Below are 15739 nucleotides of genomic sequence, written 5' to 3' on the forward strand. Positions count from 1 at the left end.
TTAAGGATGAAAACCGCCAAGAGGCGGTTTTTCTTTTTCGTAACACTATGAACAGCCCTGCATATCCTGTAATAAGTTTTTGGGGTCATTACCCAAATTAAAGGAGGAGTTTGCATGCAGGTTGATTTAACTGCGCTCCATGGGGTATATTTGACGTTTATTGTTCTTATCATTGGTTTTATGGTGATGCGCCGGGATACGACACTTGTTTGTATTGTTGGCATTTGTTTGCTTGGTCTCATGGCCAAGGGATCAATCGCTAATTCTATAATGGGTATATTTGATAGCTTTATCTTTGCTATAACCGAACTGTTAGGTACTATCCTGGTTATTTCAATTATTGTAGCGATGAGTAAGGTCTTATTGCGAACCGGGATTAATGAAGTGATGATTTCGCCGGTAACAAACCTGATTAAAACGCCTACATTGGCTTATTGGATAACGGGTATTTTGATGATGACTATTTCCTGGTTTTTTTGGCCTTCACCAGCCGTCGCTTTATTAGGAGCAGTATTGCTGCCTGTAGCTGTCCGCGCTGGCTTACCGGCAATGGGAGTTGCGATGGCAATGAATTTATTCGGTCATGGTATAGCCTTATCCGGTGATTTTGTCATCCAGGGAGCCCCCAAATTGACTGCCGCAGCAGCTGGAATTCCTGTGAGTGATGTCGTGGCGGCAAGTGTACCGTTAGTATTTATTATGGGAATTATAACAACAAGTACAGCGTTCTTTCTACTGAAACGGGATTTAAAAAAAGGCGAGCTTTTTACTGGGGAGCCCCTTGATGATAGTGCATTAAATTCTCAGTCAGCAAATTTAATTGATTTAAAATCAACATTATCAATGAGGCAAAAGACTGCATTAGCGATTGCTGTTCCAATCCTTTATCTGGCTGATGTAATGACGATGTTTAGCTTGCATTTACAGGGCGGTGACGCAACAGCCCTTATCGGCGGTACATCGGTATTAATCCTGGTAATCATAGCACTTTTGGCCCATAAGGATAAAGGCCTAGAGGAAATGACTGCATATCTAATCGAAGGATTTCAGTTTGGTTTTAAAGTTTTTGGCCCGGTTATTCCTATTGCCGCCTTTTTTTATCTTGGAGATTCGGCATTCGTAAGCATATATGGCAAAGTATTGCCGCCCGGATCGCAAGGACTGGTGAATGATCTGGGATTGGCATTGGCTCAGACAGTTCCTCTTAATCCCGGTATTGGAGCTGTAACCTTGACAATAGTCGGAGCTATTACCGGGTTAGATGGTTCCGGATTTTCCGGCATATCACTGGCAGGATCAATCGCTCATCTTTTTGCAACTGCAATTGGCTCAGGGATTGCTACTTTGACTGCGTTGGGGCAAATTGCCGCCATCTGGGTAGGTGGAGGCACGGTAGTTCCGTGGGCTTTGATTCCGGCAGCAGCTATTTGTGGAGTTGATCCTTTTGAATTAGCCAGAAGAAATCTGATTCCGGTAGCAACTGGACTGATTGTGACAACAATTGTTGCTATGTTTTTAATCTGACATTATTGGAATACTAATGACAGGCATTTACCATATCATCCAAAGGGTGATTTTACGTGCAGCAGAAAGTTTATAGCTGTTATTAAGAAAAAATAGTAGGGATATAGCGATTCTTGCCGAATATATAATAGTCAATCATTTTTAAATCACACTAGATGACGTAGTTCTGTTATCGAATAGAGGTGAGTGCAGGTGAACGCTTGTACAACTAGCTGCTCTCAGGCCATAGAAGGATTAAAAGAAAGTGAAGAACGTTTCCGGCTGGTATTTGATTACGCGCCTATTGGTATGGCAATCACTGGCTTGGAAGGCCATTTTATGCGGGTAAATCAGGCTATGTGCAATTTAGTGGGGTACTCTGCTGAAGAATTCACGTCCCTGCAGCTAAAAAATATTTTGTCCGATGATGATCTCAGTACAATTAAGACTGCTATTCAGAAACTGCTTGCCGATCAAGAACAGCAATTGGTGCTGGAATCGCGATTTTTTCGTAATGGCGGTGAGATTATCCATGTAATGCTTCACATTGCATTGGTTAGAGGAGTCCATGGGAAGCCGCTGTATTATATTGGTCAGATTGTAGATATTACTGAGCGCAAACGTTACGAAGAAGCAATTAAATATATGGCTTATCATGACTCGCTGACAGGAATGCCTAACCGTATGCTCTTTCGGGACCGACTTACGATGTCGCTCAACCAGGCTAGAGTCAATCAACAAATGTTAGCGGTAATTTTTCTTGATTTAGATCGCTTTAAAGAAATTAATGATACATTGGGTCACTATAGTGGTGATAAAGCACTGAAAGTTATTGCTCAGCGTCTGGAAGCCGCCTTGCGTAAGAGTGACGTAGTCGCCCGCCTGGGCGGAGATGAGTTTACACTGGTTTTGTATGGGGTTCCTGACAGGGAAAGCATTGACAGGGTAATTGATAAAATAGTAAGTGCTATTGAAGAACCTTTGCTTTTAGAGGGACGCGAATTTATCGTCAGCGCCAGTGTGGGAGTAGCAATTTATCCCCAGGATGGTGCTGATGTGGATACTTTATTGCAGATCGCTGATAAAAATATGTATATTGACAAGGAACGAAAAGGGATAGAAAGATAGAGGAAAGGAGTGCTGCTCTCATTGCACGAATGAAAGCAGCGCTCCTTTTTGTTCTTCTAAGTATACAATTATTTCACTAATATCAGCAGCATTTTAAAATCCTCAATAGCATCTAAGCCATGGGGAACATTGTTAGGCATAATAACAGTCTGTCCGGCACCGGCGATGATTTTCTCATCTCCGATTGTAATTTCTGCAGTGCCGTCAAGCATATACACCATAGCGTCACCAGGTGCTGAATGAGTACTTACGCCTTCGCCTTTTCCGAAAGCGAAGAGTGTGAGTGTGAGTGATTCGTTTTGAGCCAGTGTAAGACTGATGACTTGACCGGGTTTGTAATCAACTAAGCTGGCAAAATTCAGAGCTTTGCTGAACTCGATATTTTTAATAAATTTCTTTTCCATAATTAATCCCCCTTAGCGAACCTTATTCGCTTCTATACCTTTATATTACACATTACTATGTCCGTTTTCTGTGACGATCATCACAAATAGTGACCAAATCATTTCACTGCGCATATTCTACTCTTGTAAAAGCATACAAAGGCAATGACGCCAACTGCTAGAATGCCCTCCCGGGAGAACTATGTTGGCGTTGTATTGTTGAGGAGGAGAAAATTATGTGCGGTATTACCGGCTGGATTGACTGGCAGGCTGACCTAACCACGCAAAAACCCATACTGGATGCAATGGTTGAGACACTGACCACAAGGGGACCAGATGCATTTGGGACGTATATTACCCATAACGCCGCTCTAGGTCATCGCCGGCTGAGTGTCGTCGATCTGGAAGGCGGCCGCCAGCCTATGACTCGCAAACGCGGCGATCATGCCTATACAATTACGTATAATGGTGAATTATATAATACACCAGAATTACAAGCTGATTTAGAAGCCAGGGGCTACCGCTTCAGCACTCATTCCGATACGGAAGTGCTGCTTACCGCTTATATTGAATATGGACCATCGTGTGTAGAACACTTTAATGGTATTTTTGCATTTGCTATTTGGGATGAAGAAAAAGAACAGCTTTATTTAGCCCGTGACCGGATGGGTGTAAAACCGCTTTTTTATGCTGAGAGAGGCAGTGCATTTTTCTTTGGCTCTGAACTAAAAGCGCTGCTGGCACACCCTGCTATTGAGCCGGAAGTTGGCCGTGAAGGCTTGGCAGAAATATTTATGATCGGTCCGGCTCGTACGCCGGGGCATGGTGTATTCAAAAATATTGCCGAGCTGAAGCCAGGGTGCTCGATGATCGTCAATCGTAACGGAAAGCGAAGCAGTACGTATTGGAAGCTGGAATCAAAACCTCACAATGAGACTTTTGCTGCTACTATTACTACTGTACGCGAACTATTACAGGATGCTGTAAAAAGGCAGCTAGTAGCGGATGTGCCGGTGTGCACACTGTTATCAGGCGGGCTTGATTCAAGCGCTTTAACAGCTTTTGCCGCTCAGTCTTATAAAGAAAAAGGAAATGAATGTCTTCATACCTATTCGGTAGATTATGTAGATAATGATTTGTTTTTTCAGGCTAATGCCTTTCAGCCTAACTCCGATGCACCGTGGGTAAAGCGTGTTTCGGAATATTTTTCTACGTGTCATCATCTGGTGGAACTGGAGAACAGCAGCTTGGCCGATACACTGCCAATTGCAGCTAAAGCTCGAGATTTACCGGGCATGGCTGATGTTGATACCTCTTTATACCTTTTCTGTGAGCAAATAAAAAAAGGCGCTACTGTTGCCCTGTCGGGTGAGTGCGCCGATGAAGTATTTGGAGGTTATCCGTGGTTCCGCCGGGAAGATTTAATTAATGCCGATACTTTTCCGTGGTCACGGTTTATTCAGGGAAGGACCGAATGGCTGACCCCTGCTATAAAAGAAAAATTTAATTTTCAGGACTACGTAGCTTCCCGCTACAGTGATGCTTTGAAAGAAGTGCCTCGCTTGCCTGGTGAGGCAGCAAAAGCAGCCCGTATGCGAGAAATATTTTATCTCAGCCTCACCCGCTTCATGCCGACCTTGCTTGACCGTAAAGACCGCATGAGTATGGCCTTTGGTTTGGAAGTAAGAGTACCCTTCTGTGATCATCGAATTGTTGATTATGTATGGAATGTACCCTGGGAAATGAAAAATTATCAGGATAGAGAGAAAGGGTTATTACGGCATGCCTTGACCGGGGTACTGCCCGAAGACGTACTGTGGCGAAAAAAGAGCCCCTATCCGAAGACGCACAATCCTGCCTACTTAAATACTGTGAGAGAGCGGTTGCTAGCCATTTTAAACGATAGGGAAACCCCGCTTCATGATTTGATCAATACGGCAAAAATCCGCGAGATTGCTCAATCAGCAGAAGCGGCCTCCAATATACCCTGGTTTGGCCAATTAATGGGAGGTCCTCAGTTATTTGCCTATCTTATTCAAATGGATACTTGGCTTAAAGCGTATCAGGTCCGCTTTGTAGAATAAGCTTCAATTTGAAATCAAGGGCGTCGCAAGCTACCAAATGGCAGGCGGCGCCATTTATTATGCCCCTTGGTGCTGTAGTGGCCGACTCGCTATGAAGATGGCCAAATAAACATACTTTTACCTGAAACTCACCGATAAGTTCAGTAAAACCGCTAGGCTCGTGCTTGTCATTGACAGGAGGATAATGCAGCATGAGAATGATCTGCTCAAATCCTGCGGCTGTTGCAGCCTCAAGAGATGCGCGTACGCGAAGCAGCTCCCGCTGGTAGATGCTGTTATCCTGTGCGGTAAAGGAACGGTCTCCAGGGCATAACCACCCACGGCTGCCGCAAATCGCATAATTGCCTGCAGCGGCGAAAGAGTTTTGCAAAAAGGTCAGCTCATTTTCAACGGCCTTGTTCATCTTGCCGATAGTCTGCCACCAATAGTCGTGATTACCGCGAACAAGAATCTTTCTGCCCGGAAGCTGCCTAATGGCACTTAGGTCAACCATTGCATCGGCAAGCCGCATCGCCCAAGAAATATCACCTGGCAGTAACACGATATCCTGATCAGTTACGCGGGACAACCAGTCGGTTTTAATTTTTTCCCAATGATTATGCCAGTGGGAACCAAAGACATCCATTGGTTTTGTTGGTGGATCGCCAGATAAATGAGTATCTGCTATCGCAAAAATGTTCATAATTTCAATCCTTTATGGTAATATACCAGGTTTTCCTAATAATATTTCGAGCTCTCGGGAAAATTTCCTGTATTGGTAAAGTATCTGTTGGCAACGCTATTACTATTACATGTGCAGGAGGTGTCATGATGACTGACAATAATGAAATAATTTCCGCTTATGACAGCAAGCAAACACAGGCTCCCGTGAACGGCGAGCAGTTAGCTGCTCAAGCTTCGCAAACAAACATGGCAGATCAGCAAGGCTCACAGAATCAAATGCAAGCTTCTACCAGTGAATCCAGTCCTCCTAATCACTCTAGTATGCCCGATGGCCGTACAAGTGAGCAAACAAGCACAAGTGGCGGTTTGGCAGGCGCTTCAGACGGTACTAAAACGATGGGATTTGAAGATGCTCTTGATTATACGGTTAATCAGTCTACAGATTCTTCGCTAAAGCCGGGAGATAAACGGACAGTTAACTATTTAGTTCACCGAATGATCTGGGACCAGCAGGAAAAGATTGATATTGATGACAGGGCAATTAGTAAAGATGGTACGATGGAAGTACAGGATAGCTTTGATGTAGAGCAAAGCGGGTTAAAATAGTTAATAAAGAGGAGGTGGAGATCATGATCTCCACCTCCTCTTTACATGTTGGCAAAAGAAACCGCTTGACAGTCTGGAAAATATAGGTTGGTGACTAAGTAGTCAGGTTGTTGTATAATTTACATAAAGTAATCTTGCGATTACATAGAAGGGGGATTATTATGTTCAAAAAGAAAACGACAATGGTTGCAGTAGTAGCCATGATAACTTTATTAACTGTCATCGCAGGCTGTGGCGGCGGCGGTGGAAAGCGCATTACCGGTTTGTCTCCTGATGGTGTTGTTAAGACTTTTGTTAACGCTGCTAAAGCTGGTAAGCTAAATGAAGCCGGTCTTTACGTATCACCTACCTCTGCTAGTGATCCAAAAGCAATTGCCGAGTTTATTAGCGGTGATGATTTAAAAGAACTTAAAAAATCAAACGTAGCAGCTGTTAAAGTAGTTGCTCAATCGGGAGACTATGCTGCAGTAGTTGTAACGTTGCAGCAGGAGAATACCTTCAATGTTACTGTGAAGCCTGTAGGTCTGGAAAGAATTAAGGGCGAATGGTATATTGTAGCTTTTGATCAGATTTATCAAAATGCCAAATATAATGTATTAGGTCAATTGCTAAGAGGTATTTAAGCGAAGCGGGGAATTTCTCCCCGCTTTTTTTGTTTGCGTTCACCATCTATAATGCTTACGCATACAATAAAACATAAGGAGGTGTATATTGTTTATGAAAGAAGAGGATCGCAAAGGACCAGTAATGGATGAACGTGATACCTGCCGGGAATTGGTTCATGTACACATATACCAGACAATTACGCAGGTAGCGGATGGTCATAATCATAGTATTCTTGGCGTCAGTGCCCCAGCTCGTATGACTAATGGTACACATGTGCACTGTTTGAAAGGCCGGACAAGTTTTGTTGAAGGTCATTGGCATGCTTACGATGTCTATACCGGGCCGGCAGTATCGATGGGTGACGGAACACATATTCATTATTATAATGGGACGACGTCAGAAGTAGAAGATCATGAGCATGATTTCAGCGGAGCGACTAATGTTGCGCCGGATATTATTCGGGCTCAGGTAAATAATAATTTACCAAGAGAAGACGAAGAATAGAATTGTGATAAAAGCCGGATTTATCCGGCTTTTATTAGATTCAGCTATAAAATAGGGACAGTCCCTTTTGTTTAAAGGGACTGTCCCTATCTCAATAAATTGTTGGCCGGCAGCTTGGAGTGCAGTAGGGCTGGCACTCAGTCCGTGGCCGGCAAGAAGGGTAGCACGTCGGCCTGCAAGCCGGCTGGCAAGACATACGCGGTCTGCAGGATGGCGCACAGAACGGTTTACAAGCAGGTGGGCAAGACGGCGTACAGGGAGGCGGGCAGATAGGATCGCATAGGGGACTGCAATTAGGGGCACAGGGTGTACCGGTAGGTGAGCAGCCGATCGGATGATCAGGCTGCTCCGGACGGTCGCTGTAATCCATGATTTCCGGCGTACCCCATTTAGGTGGTTTATATCTAGTTCGATCAGACATAATGATAACATCCTCCTATTCAATACGGGACTACAGATACTTATGCATAATATGCAACAAAGCAGCTGATGGTGAGGTATTGCCGGAGGCAGTTTGCTGGTTAGTAAGAATATGTTAAAATAACAACAAGTACCTTGTCAGCTTTAAAACAGTAGGATGATGGCGAGGATATTTTTCGCAAACCAAGGCGGAGGAGGGAGGCATACCGGATGTATGCTGACCGACGACAAGGGTTGCGGAAAATAGACCGTCAGTATTCACTGGATTAGGGCTGACAAGGTACTAACTTATAAATAGCGTTCTTTAATCTGCGTAATCACTTCTTTGGCCCGTTCTTCATTGGCTATCTGAGGGATAGAATAGCCGATGAATAAGGGTGAGCTGACGAAGCGGGGAATAATTTTTACAATTATTTTTCCTGCGTATTGGTAGAAAAAGAGATTGTAGCTTTTACAAGCGCGGTGAAAGCTGTGCAGAATATAATGTGCTGCTATTTGGATATAATCTGCCATACAATCAAGATCTGCTAGATCACCAAGCAGAACATTGAACTCAAAGAAACCTACACGCGGTTGAGTGGATAAATTGAATTCAACACTTTTGCAGGTGTCAATTAGTTGTCCGATAAAATGGTCTGCCTGGACATGCTCCAAATAGTTGACAGTTTCTAATCCAACAATCTGCATGTGCGGGTGGCGAATAGTGCCGCCTGAGCAAGGACCGTGATTTTTATAAAACAGAACAGATGCAAATTGTCCGCTAGCAGTCATTTCGAGCCATTTTTCCATACCAAAACGGATAACACTATACAAGTGGTCTTTCGGATATAAGGAAAGCTCGGAATTGCAGTCCTCCGTTTCAATTAGCACCGTCTGCAGAGTTGCTTCCAGGACGGGATATTTATTCTTGATCAGCCAGATCGGCCCCCGCCGTTCAATAATGTCTTCTAGAGCATCTCGATGACAGAATGGGCAATAAGCTGTGCGATTAATAATATTCTCCGGTTTTTGTTTACCGATCGTAACATTAAAGACTAAGTGGCTGGATGCTGACATGGATGGTCACCTCGTATATGTGCTAAGGTAGTACTATTCTATCATACCCGGAGTTAGCCGGAAAAGCTAGAGCACGCACTCCGTAAGGAAAGTACGAGCCTATTTTTAGCTGAAAGGGTGGTTTTGTATGTATTCGACGACACTCTGTTTTGTAGTTGATAGCCTGCGGCCGCAAAACGTACTGTTAGGAATGAAGAAAACTGGTTTTGGCCAAGGAAAATATAATGGGTTTGGCGGCAAAATAAATCGGGAAGAACAGATAATGGATGCAGCAGTGCGCGAACTAGCGGAAGAATGTGGCTTACTTGCTGATGTGCGGGATCTTGTGAAAGTCGGCGAGCTGGATTTTATATTTCCTGACCACTGTGCATTGGATCATGATGTCCATATATTTATTGTAAAGCAATGGCAGGGAAAGATTATTGAAACTGATGAGATGAAACCGGAGTGGTTTCGCATTGATCAAATTCCGTATGCGGCAATGTGGCAGGATGATATTCACTGGCTGCCACAGGTGCTGCAAGGTGAAAAGATAAAAGGCAAAGTGACATTTGCCGCTGATAATGAAAGTGTCCAGGCAGTAACGATTACGACAGTAAGCTCTTTTTAAAGGAGAAATCTATATAAAAATGAATTTAGCAGAAACACTTCTGAACTGGTATGATGAAAATCACCGTGAATTGCCGTGGCGGCAAGATCAGGAACCTTATAAAATCTGGGTTTCAGAAGTTATGCTGCAGCAAACACGGGTTGAAGCGGTTAAACCGTATTATGAGCGCTGGATGAAGCGCTTTCCCACATTACACGATTTGGCCCAGGCATCTGCAGAGGAGGTGCTGCAGTATTGGCAGGGGCTAGGTTACTATTCGCGTGCCCGTAATCTTCACCAGGGTGTGAGAGAAGTAGCTGAGCGATATGGCGGACAGATTCCTAACGACAGGGAAAAGATAATAACTTTGTCCGGAGTGGGCGAGTATACGGCAGGTGCTATTTTAAGTATTGCCTATAATAAACCAGAGCCTGCTGTGGATGGAAATGTGTTACGTGTATTTAGCCGTTTATATTGTCTGGAAAACGATATAACTAAACCGGCAGCGAGAAAACAAGTAACGGAACTGGTGTCCGGTGTAATGCCTGACGACCGTCCTGGCGATTTTAACCAGGCTGTCATGGACTTGGGATCTGCAATATGCACTCCTAAAAACCCAAGTTGTACCCAGTGTCCGCTTGATCAGTATTGCCTGGCTTATAAGCAGGGGCGGCAGCGGGAACTGCCTATCCGCAAGAGAAGTGCTCCGCCGCGAGTGATACAGGTAGCAGCGGCTATTGTTCAAGCGGAAAGCCGGTATCTCTTGTGTAAACGTCCTGCTAAAGGGCTATTGGCAAACATGTGGGAGTTTCCGTCTATTGAAATTGAAAATAAGAACGATGGTCCTATGGAGCTGGAAGGTTTGCTCTGCAGGCTGGGGCAGCAAGCTTTTGTCGAGCCAGTGCCAGTTTTGGAACTCACACATACCTTTAGTCACAGGCAGTGGCAAATTGTTTTTTATTCATGCAAGCAAGTGAGACGGCAGGAAATAGCGGACTCTAATCATGTTAAATGGCTTAGCCCGGAAACATGGTCGTCGTTATCTTTTGCCGGGCCTCATCGTAAGATGGCAGCAGAGCTGGAAGCCCAGTGGCATGGTTGATTCTTAAACCGGGCAAGATAAAAACTAGGAGGTTGTTATGCAGCATAGTCCAAGTTCTTTCTTTTACCTTGTGGTGGCAGTTGTTTTTTTACTTATAACCTGGCTGGGGTATCGCCTGTTAACACGCTGGCATCCGGTGTATAGCAGCCGGATTGTGAAATACAGTTATTGGTTGATTTCAGCAGGGGCATTGCTCACGATGGCAGCCAGCCGCTCCTTGCGGCCGGCAGATGGATATATGGGCTTTTTTATGCAAGCCCTTATTTATGCGGTGTATACGTGGGTTATTAGCTTGCTAGTCTTATTGCCGGTCATGTTTGCTTTGTACTGCATCCGTTTTGTGTTGCGCAAAATGAGAAACAAACAAGAAGCTGCAGAGCCTGAAATAGAGGACGGAAAGTCACAGATCAGCCGCCGCGATTTTTTGCGGGGTGTGACGGCTGCCGCACCGCTGGCCTCATTAGCTATCAGTTCAGGCGGTGTTTTTATCGGAGATAATTATATAGCCAAACAGCACCATGCTTTATCGTTTGCCAATTTGCCTGAACAAATGGCTAATTATAAAATTGCCCAAATTAGTGATACCCATATTGGCCCCTTTTTCGGCATGGAAAAATTAGATCGCGTATTAACGATGATTGTTCAGGAAAAACCTGACATACTGGTTATTACCGGCGATCTGATTGATGATCTTAACTTGTTAACACCTACAATGGAACGCATTAACCGTTTTTTCTCGACAATACCGCAAGGTATTTATTATTGCTGGGGAAATCATGAATATTTCCGCAATATAGCGGCCATACGTGAGGCATGGAAGCATTCCCCGGTTACTGTTTTAGAGAATAATAGCCGAAAAGTATTAGAGGGAGAACGGCCGTTTTATCTGCTGGGAGTAGATTACCCCTGGGCTGATAAAAAAGAAGACCAGCAAACGAAACGCCGCGGTTTTATCAACCGTGCTTTATCCGGAGTTCCGGACGAAGCATTTCGCTTGCTGATTGCTCATCATCCTGATTTTTTTGATAATAGTTTCGAAAATAACATTCCCCTTACATTGGCAGGGCACACTCATGGCGGACAGGTAGCACTATTTGGGAAATCATTGCTCCCTGTGCAATATAAATATATGCGCGGCCTTTACCGGCAAAATGGAAATTACGGTTATGTCAGTGTCGGTACCGGTCATTGGATGCCATTTCGGATCGGATGTCCGGCAGAAGTAACATTTTTTACGCTTAAGCCTTCTTTTCCTGGGCTTTCTGCAAGAACTTAGCTAAATCAATAATGTAGCGCTGATGAGTACCTTCACCGATTTTTTCTTTGTCATCGAACGCTTCAACGGCAAAGGTCAAACGCTTACCGGATATTTCGGTAAGCTTTGCTGTTGCCCGTACCGACATACCAACCGGAGTAGCAGCTAAATGCTTCACATCAAGATGAATACCTACAGTTGACATACCTTCGGGCAGATGGGGATCTACCGCTGCTAAGCAGGTGCCCTCCATAATGCCAATCATAGCCGGAGTAGCATAAACGGCTACGCCGCCGCTGCCATACTTAATAGCAGTATTATTTTCAGTTACTTCTTCTTTTTTTTCGGCAGTCATGCCAATTTGCAAATTAATGTCCATGTTTTTCACCTCTATTATGTATTTAAATTATTTACTTACGCCGCTCTTTTACAATAAGATAGATATAAAGACCGAACAAAATAGCGGCCACCAGGGCAAGCAGCATTTGAAAAGCGCCAAATTGAGGTTCTACTGGATTATCAAATAACTCGATTGTTCTGCCGAGGATAAATATAGCAACCAAAGCGATAACCAACCGAAGGGGCGTAATATGTTTCATAAAGACTCCTCATTACTAATAGTATTATAAGTTTTCGCCATTTTGATAAGTCATCCTGCTCGCAATTTAAAAAATGGTCGTAAAGATTGCCAATTTGTAATAGTTATTTAATAAATGCTATCACTTATAGCAGTAGACTTTTCATTATGGCAGGGTATACAATAAGTAAGAGAAAATGCCGTAAAATAATGCACAAAGGAAGAGCGCATTTATGATTGGTGTAAGTAAACTGCTTTGTGACACAAATAATTATGGTGACAGCTTGCGATATGCCAAGGGAGCTCACGGACAACGCCATGGGGCAGTTGCCGGAATGGGGCCGGTTATAGCCTGGAATATCACTCGTACTTGCAATTTGAAATGTGTTCATTGCTACTCAAACTCGGATGCTAAGCAATATAATGGTGAGCTAAGCACGGCAGAAGCAAAACAATTTATTGATGATTGTGCTGCATTTAAGGTGCCTGTACTCCTGTTATCTGGAGGAGAGCCGCTTATCCGTCCAGATGTGTACGAACTTGTTGAACACGCTAAAAAATATAATATACGCACTACTTTTTCCACTAATGGCACAATGATTGATAAAGCTACGGCAAAGCGTATCAAGTCTCTAGGCGTAGGCTATGTTGGTATCAGTCTTGATGGCCTGGGTGCTGCAAATGATCAATTCCGTGGTCAAGCAGGCGCTTTTGACCGGGCACTGGAAGGCATTCGCAATTGTTTGAGTATTGGGCAGAGGGTTGGCCTCAGATTCACCATCAATCGTTATAATTTTCATGATTTGGAGAACATCTTTCATTTAGTCAAGGAAGAAGGAATTCCCAGAGTCTGTTTTTATCACCTTGTTTATTCCGGCAGGGGCTCAACAATGATGGAGCATGATATTTCGCATGAGGAATCGCGGCAGGCTATGGATCTTATCAGCAGCAAAGCGATTGAATTAGGTGATCAATGTGAAATTCTTACGGTAGATAATCATACCGATATTGTTTATCTATATCTTCAAACTCTCAAGCGGGATAAAGTGCGGGCGGCAAAGATTTGGGAGCTGATGCAGCGCAATGGCGGCAATCGTTCAGGGATTGCGTTTGGCAATGTTGATCCTCTTGGTAATGTCCACCCTGATCAGTTTACACAAAATCATACATTTGGTAATGTGCGGGACCGTAAGATCAGCGATATATGGACCGAACTGAATCATCCAATTCTTGTGGGACTTAAAGACAGGAAGAGTCTTTTAAAAGGACGCTGCAGCCGATGCAAATGGCTTGAAGTTTGCAACGGTAATTTTAGGGCCAGAGCAGAAGCGGTAAGCGGTGACTTTTGGGAGTCTGATCCTGCCTGTTACCTTACTGACGAGGAAATTGGTATTAGGTAATATAAACGGCAGCTTAAGTGTCCAGATTCTGGCACCTTAAGTTGCTTTTCTATGTTTAGCTATCAGCATATTGGGTAAAAATACTGGATATTACTAGAAATTACACATTGAGCAGGGAATCGGCAATTTGCGACGAATATTTGACTATCAATAAAGCAGCCAAAGGAGCCGGATGAATGAGTATTACGAATACGCCCACCTCTTCGAACTTTATTCAAAATATCATTAATGATGATCAAAAGACTAATAAATACGGCCAGCGAGTACATACCCGTTTTCCACCTGAACCTAACGGATATTTGCATATCGGTCATGCTAAATCCATTTGCCTTAATTTTGGACTAGCTAAAGAATATAACGGGCTGTGCAATTTGCGCTTTGATGATACAAATCCCAGCAAGGAAGAAGTAGAATATGTTGACTCCATCCAACAGGATGTTAAATGGCTGGGCTTCAGCTGGGATAACCGCATGTTTTATGCCTCCGATTATTTCGAGCGGCTTTATCAGTATGCAGTAAAATTAATTACATTGGGCAAAGCGTATGTATGCGACCTTACGGCTCAGCAAATGCGTGAGTACCGGGGAACGTTAACCGAGCCGGGCAAGGACAGCCCTTTCCGTACCCGCACTGTACAAGAGAATCTGGAGCTGTTTCAGGGAATGAGAAATGGTGAATATCCGGATGGCTCCAGAGTGCTGAGAGCTAAGATTGATATGGCGTCACCTAACTTTACGATGCGTGATCCTGTTTTATATCGGATTATGAGGGCTCATCATCATCGTACCGGTGATACCTGGTGCATTTACCCGATGTATGATTACGCTCATCCGCTCTCTGATGCAATTGAAGGCATTACTCACTCTATTTGTACATTGGAGTTTGAAGATCACCGGCCGCTGTATGACTGGGTATTAGAGGACTGGGAGTCTTCGGAGAAACCGCAGCAAACTGAATTTGCCCGCCTGGATCTGACAAATACCGTTATGAGTAAACGCAAATTGCGTACGCTTGTGGAAAAGGGTTTGGTCAGTGGCTGGGATGATCCCCGGATGCCGACAATTTCCGGTCTGCGCCGCAGAGGGTATACACCTGAATCTATCCGGGACTTTTGTGACCGGATCGGAGTCGCCAAAAGTAACAGTACGGTTGATATTGCACTCTTAGAACACTGTATCCGTGAAGATTTGAATACAAATGCTGCCCGGGCTATGACCGTGCTGCAGCCATTGAAAATTGTTTTAACCAACTATCCTGAGGAACAAGTTGAAGAATTGGAAGCAGAGAACAATCCGGAAAACGAAGATATGGGAATACGGACAATTCCTTTTTCCCGGGTCCTGTATATAGAGCAGGAAGATTTCATGGAAAATCCTTCAAAGAAATATTTTCGCCTATCGCCCGGCAAAGAAGTGCGGCTAAAATATGCCTACATCATTAAATGCGAGGAAGTTATAAAAGACGAACAGGGTAATGTTATCGAACTGCACTGCACCTATGATCCTGAAACTAAGAGTGGCGCCGGTACCAGCAATAGAAAAGTAAAAGGCGTGTTACACTGGGCCTCTGCGGAGCATGCTGTTGATGTGGAAGTGAGATTGTACGAATACTTGCTGGTAAATGAAGAAGAGGATGAAGCTGATGGGGATGATTTCCTCGCAAAACTTAATCCTAATTCGCTAGTAGTAAGACAGGGAAAAGCAGAACCTGCATTAGCCAATGTAACCGGCGGAGAACGTTACCAATTCTTACGACAGGGCTTTTTTGCAGCCGATCCGGATTCCAAGCCTGGTAAGCCGGTATTTAACCGTATTGTTGGTTTGCGTGACTCCTGGGCTAAAGCACAAAAAGAAGGCTGATTTC

At 44.0% G+C, this 15739-nt stretch carries 16 protein-coding genes; 11 read left to right on the plus strand and 5 right to left on the minus strand.

Annotated elements, in window-relative coordinates; all coding sequences use genetic code 11:
* Positions 1 to 114 precede the first annotated feature (114 nt).
* Both RTR76_RS06380 and RTR76_RS06385 read left to right on the plus strand, forming a co-directional pair.
* Positions 115 to 1524 carry a hypothetical protein gene (locus tag RTR76_RS06380; protein ID WP_312518077.1) on the plus strand — a complete coding sequence of 470 codons (1410 nt, stop codon included), beginning with the start codon at positions 115 to 117 and terminating at the stop codon, positions 1522 to 1524.
* Between the two features lie 192 nt (positions 1525 to 1716).
* Positions 1717 to 2631: a diguanylate cyclase domain-containing protein gene (locus tag RTR76_RS06385; protein WP_312518079.1), complete on the plus strand. Its 915-nt coding sequence runs from the start codon at positions 1717 to 1719 to the stop codon at positions 2629 to 2631.
* A gap of 68 nt (positions 2632 to 2699) precedes the next feature.
* Here the strand turns inward: RTR76_RS06385 and RTR76_RS06390 are convergent, their stop codons facing one another.
* Positions 2700 to 3035, minus strand: coding sequence for a cupin domain-containing protein (locus RTR76_RS06390; RefSeq protein ID WP_312518082.1), 336 nt, complete (start codon positions 3033 to 3035; stop codon positions 2700 to 2702).
* A gap of 215 nt (positions 3036 to 3250) precedes the next feature.
* On the opposite strand from RTR76_RS06390, the gene asnB reads away from it, so the two are divergent.
* Complete coding sequence (gene asnB, locus RTR76_RS06395) at positions 3251 to 5098, plus strand: asparagine synthase (glutamine-hydrolyzing) (protein ID WP_312518085.1); 1848 nt, start codon at positions 3251 to 3253, stop codon at positions 5096 to 5098.
* Here asnB and RTR76_RS06400 read toward each other — a convergent pair.
* A complete protein-coding gene (locus RTR76_RS06400) occupies positions 5067 to 5780 on the minus strand; it encodes a metallophosphoesterase (RefSeq protein ID WP_312518088.1) in 714 nt (237 codons plus the stop codon). The genes asnB and RTR76_RS06400 overlap by 32 nt on opposite strands.
* A 125-nt stretch (positions 5781 to 5905) precedes the next feature.
* Between RTR76_RS06400 and RTR76_RS06405 the strand changes: the two genes are divergently transcribed.
* From RTR76_RS06405 to RTR76_RS06415, 3 genes are all read left to right on the plus strand, one after another.
* A complete protein-coding gene (locus tag RTR76_RS06405; protein WP_312518091.1) occupies positions 5906 to 6367 on the plus strand; it encodes a hypothetical protein in 462 nt (153 codons plus the stop codon).
* A gap of 161 nt (positions 6368 to 6528) precedes the next feature.
* Complete coding sequence (locus tag RTR76_RS06410) at positions 6529 to 6990, plus strand: hypothetical protein (protein WP_312518094.1); 462 nt, start codon at positions 6529 to 6531, stop codon at positions 6988 to 6990.
* A gap of 94 nt (positions 6991 to 7084) precedes the next feature.
* Positions 7085 to 7477, plus strand: coding sequence for a YmaF family protein (locus RTR76_RS06415; RefSeq protein WP_312518097.1), 393 nt, complete (start codon positions 7085 to 7087; stop codon positions 7475 to 7477).
* Positions 7478 to 8185: 708 nt separating this feature from the next.
* Here RTR76_RS06415 and RTR76_RS06420 read toward each other — a convergent pair.
* Positions 8186 to 8953 (minus strand): DUF4931 domain-containing protein, encoded by a 768-nt coding sequence (locus RTR76_RS06420; RefSeq protein ID WP_312518100.1) that lies wholly within the window; start codon positions 8951 to 8953, stop codon positions 8186 to 8188.
* Between the two features lie 127 nt (positions 8954 to 9080).
* Here RTR76_RS06420 and RTR76_RS06425 point away from each other — a divergent pair, with 127 nt between their 5' ends.
* From RTR76_RS06425 to RTR76_RS06435, 3 genes are read left to right on the plus strand one after another with little or no spacing between them, the layout of a single operon-like run.
* A complete protein-coding gene (locus RTR76_RS06425; RefSeq protein ID WP_312518103.1) occupies positions 9081 to 9563 on the plus strand; it encodes an 8-oxo-dGTP diphosphatase in 483 nt (160 codons plus the stop codon).
* Positions 9564 to 9582: 19 nt separating this feature from the next.
* Positions 9583 to 10644: an A/G-specific adenine glycosylase gene (mutY, locus tag RTR76_RS06430; RefSeq protein ID WP_312518106.1), complete on the plus strand. Its 1062-nt coding sequence runs from the start codon at positions 9583 to 9585 to the stop codon at positions 10642 to 10644.
* Between the two features lie 37 nt (positions 10645 to 10681).
* A complete protein-coding gene (locus tag RTR76_RS06435) occupies positions 10682 to 11920 on the plus strand; it encodes a metallophosphoesterase (protein WP_312518109.1) in 1239 nt (412 codons plus the stop codon).
* Here the strand turns inward: RTR76_RS06435 and RTR76_RS06440 are convergent.
* Together RTR76_RS06440 and RTR76_RS06445 are read right to left on the minus strand one after the other, a co-directional pair.
* The gene (locus tag RTR76_RS06440) at positions 11883 to 12278 is read right to left on the minus strand and encodes a thioesterase family protein (protein ID WP_312518111.1); all 396 of its coding nucleotides are present in this window, start codon (positions 12276 to 12278) and stop codon (positions 11883 to 11885) included. The two genes, RTR76_RS06435 and RTR76_RS06440, sit on opposite strands and share 38 nt — an antisense overlap.
* Before the next feature lie 31 nt (positions 12279 to 12309).
* Complete coding sequence (locus tag RTR76_RS06445) at positions 12310 to 12498, minus strand: hypothetical protein (protein WP_312518114.1); 189 nt, start codon at positions 12496 to 12498, stop codon at positions 12310 to 12312.
* 211 nt (positions 12499 to 12709) lie between these two features.
* On the opposite strand from RTR76_RS06445, the gene nirJ1 reads away from it, so the two are divergent.
* Positions 12710 to 13876: a putative heme d1 biosynthesis radical SAM protein NirJ1 gene (gene nirJ1 / locus RTR76_RS06450; RefSeq protein WP_312518116.1), complete on the plus strand. Its 1167-nt coding sequence runs from the start codon at positions 12710 to 12712 to the stop codon at positions 13874 to 13876.
* 176 nt (positions 13877 to 14052) lie between these two features.
* On the plus strand, positions 14053 to 15735 hold the full coding sequence (locus tag RTR76_RS06455) for a glutamine--tRNA ligase/YqeY domain fusion protein (RefSeq protein ID WP_312518118.1): 1683 nt from the start codon (positions 14053 to 14055) through the stop codon (positions 15733 to 15735).
* The last annotated feature ends 4 nt before the right edge of the window (positions 15736 to 15739 follow it).

Origin of the sequence: Anaerospora sp., from assembly GCF_032013335.1 — a bacterium.
GTDB lineage: Bacteria > Bacillota > Negativicutes > Sporomusales > DSM-15969 > Anaerospora.

What these genes read in the sequence shown, in the direction of transcription:
- RTR76_RS06380 (WP_312518077.1), top strand. Translation starts at nt 115, where the DNA reads ATGCAGGTTGATTTAACTGCGCTCCATGGGGTATATTTGACGTTTATT.
- RTR76_RS06390 (WP_312518082.1), bottom strand. Translation starts at nt 3,035, where the DNA reads ATGGAAAAGAAATTTATTAAAAATATCGAGTTCAGCAAAGCTCTGAAT.
- asnB (WP_312518085.1), top strand. Translation starts at nt 3,251, where the DNA reads ATGTGCGGTATTACCGGCTGGATTGACTGGCAGGCTGACCTAACCACG.
- RTR76_RS06400 (WP_312518088.1), bottom strand. Translation starts at nt 5,780, where the DNA reads ATGAACATTTTTGCGATAGCAGATACTCATTTATCTGGCGATCCACCA.
- RTR76_RS06405 (WP_312518091.1), top strand. Translation starts at nt 5,906, where the DNA reads ATGATGACTGACAATAATGAAATAATTTCCGCTTATGACAGCAAGCAA.
- RTR76_RS06410 (WP_312518094.1), top strand. Translation starts at nt 6,529, where the DNA reads ATGTTCAAAAAGAAAACGACAATGGTTGCAGTAGTAGCCATGATAACT.
- RTR76_RS06415 (WP_312518097.1), top strand. Translation starts at nt 7,085, where the DNA reads ATGAAAGAAGAGGATCGCAAAGGACCAGTAATGGATGAACGTGATACC.
- RTR76_RS06420 (WP_312518100.1), bottom strand. Translation starts at nt 8,953, where the DNA reads ATGTCAGCATCCAGCCACTTAGTCTTTAATGTTACGATCGGTAAACAA.
- RTR76_RS06425 (WP_312518103.1), top strand. Translation starts at nt 9,081, where the DNA reads ATGTATTCGACGACACTCTGTTTTGTAGTTGATAGCCTGCGGCCGCAA.
- mutY (WP_312518106.1), top strand. Translation starts at nt 9,583, where the DNA reads ATGAATTTAGCAGAAACACTTCTGAACTGGTATGATGAAAATCACCGT.
- RTR76_RS06435 (WP_312518109.1), top strand. Translation starts at nt 10,682, where the DNA reads ATGCAGCATAGTCCAAGTTCTTTCTTTTACCTTGTGGTGGCAGTTGTT.
- RTR76_RS06440 (WP_312518111.1), bottom strand. Translation starts at nt 12,278, where the DNA reads ATGGACATTAATTTGCAAATTGGCATGACTGCCGAAAAAAAAGAAGAA.
- RTR76_RS06445 (WP_312518114.1), bottom strand. Translation starts at nt 12,498, where the DNA reads ATGAAACATATTACGCCCCTTCGGTTGGTTATCGCTTTGGTTGCTATA.
- nirJ1 (WP_312518116.1), top strand. Translation starts at nt 12,710, where the DNA reads ATGATTGGTGTAAGTAAACTGCTTTGTGACACAAATAATTATGGTGAC.
- RTR76_RS06455 (WP_312518118.1), top strand. Translation starts at nt 14,053, where the DNA reads ATGAGTATTACGAATACGCCCACCTCTTCGAACTTTATTCAAAATATC.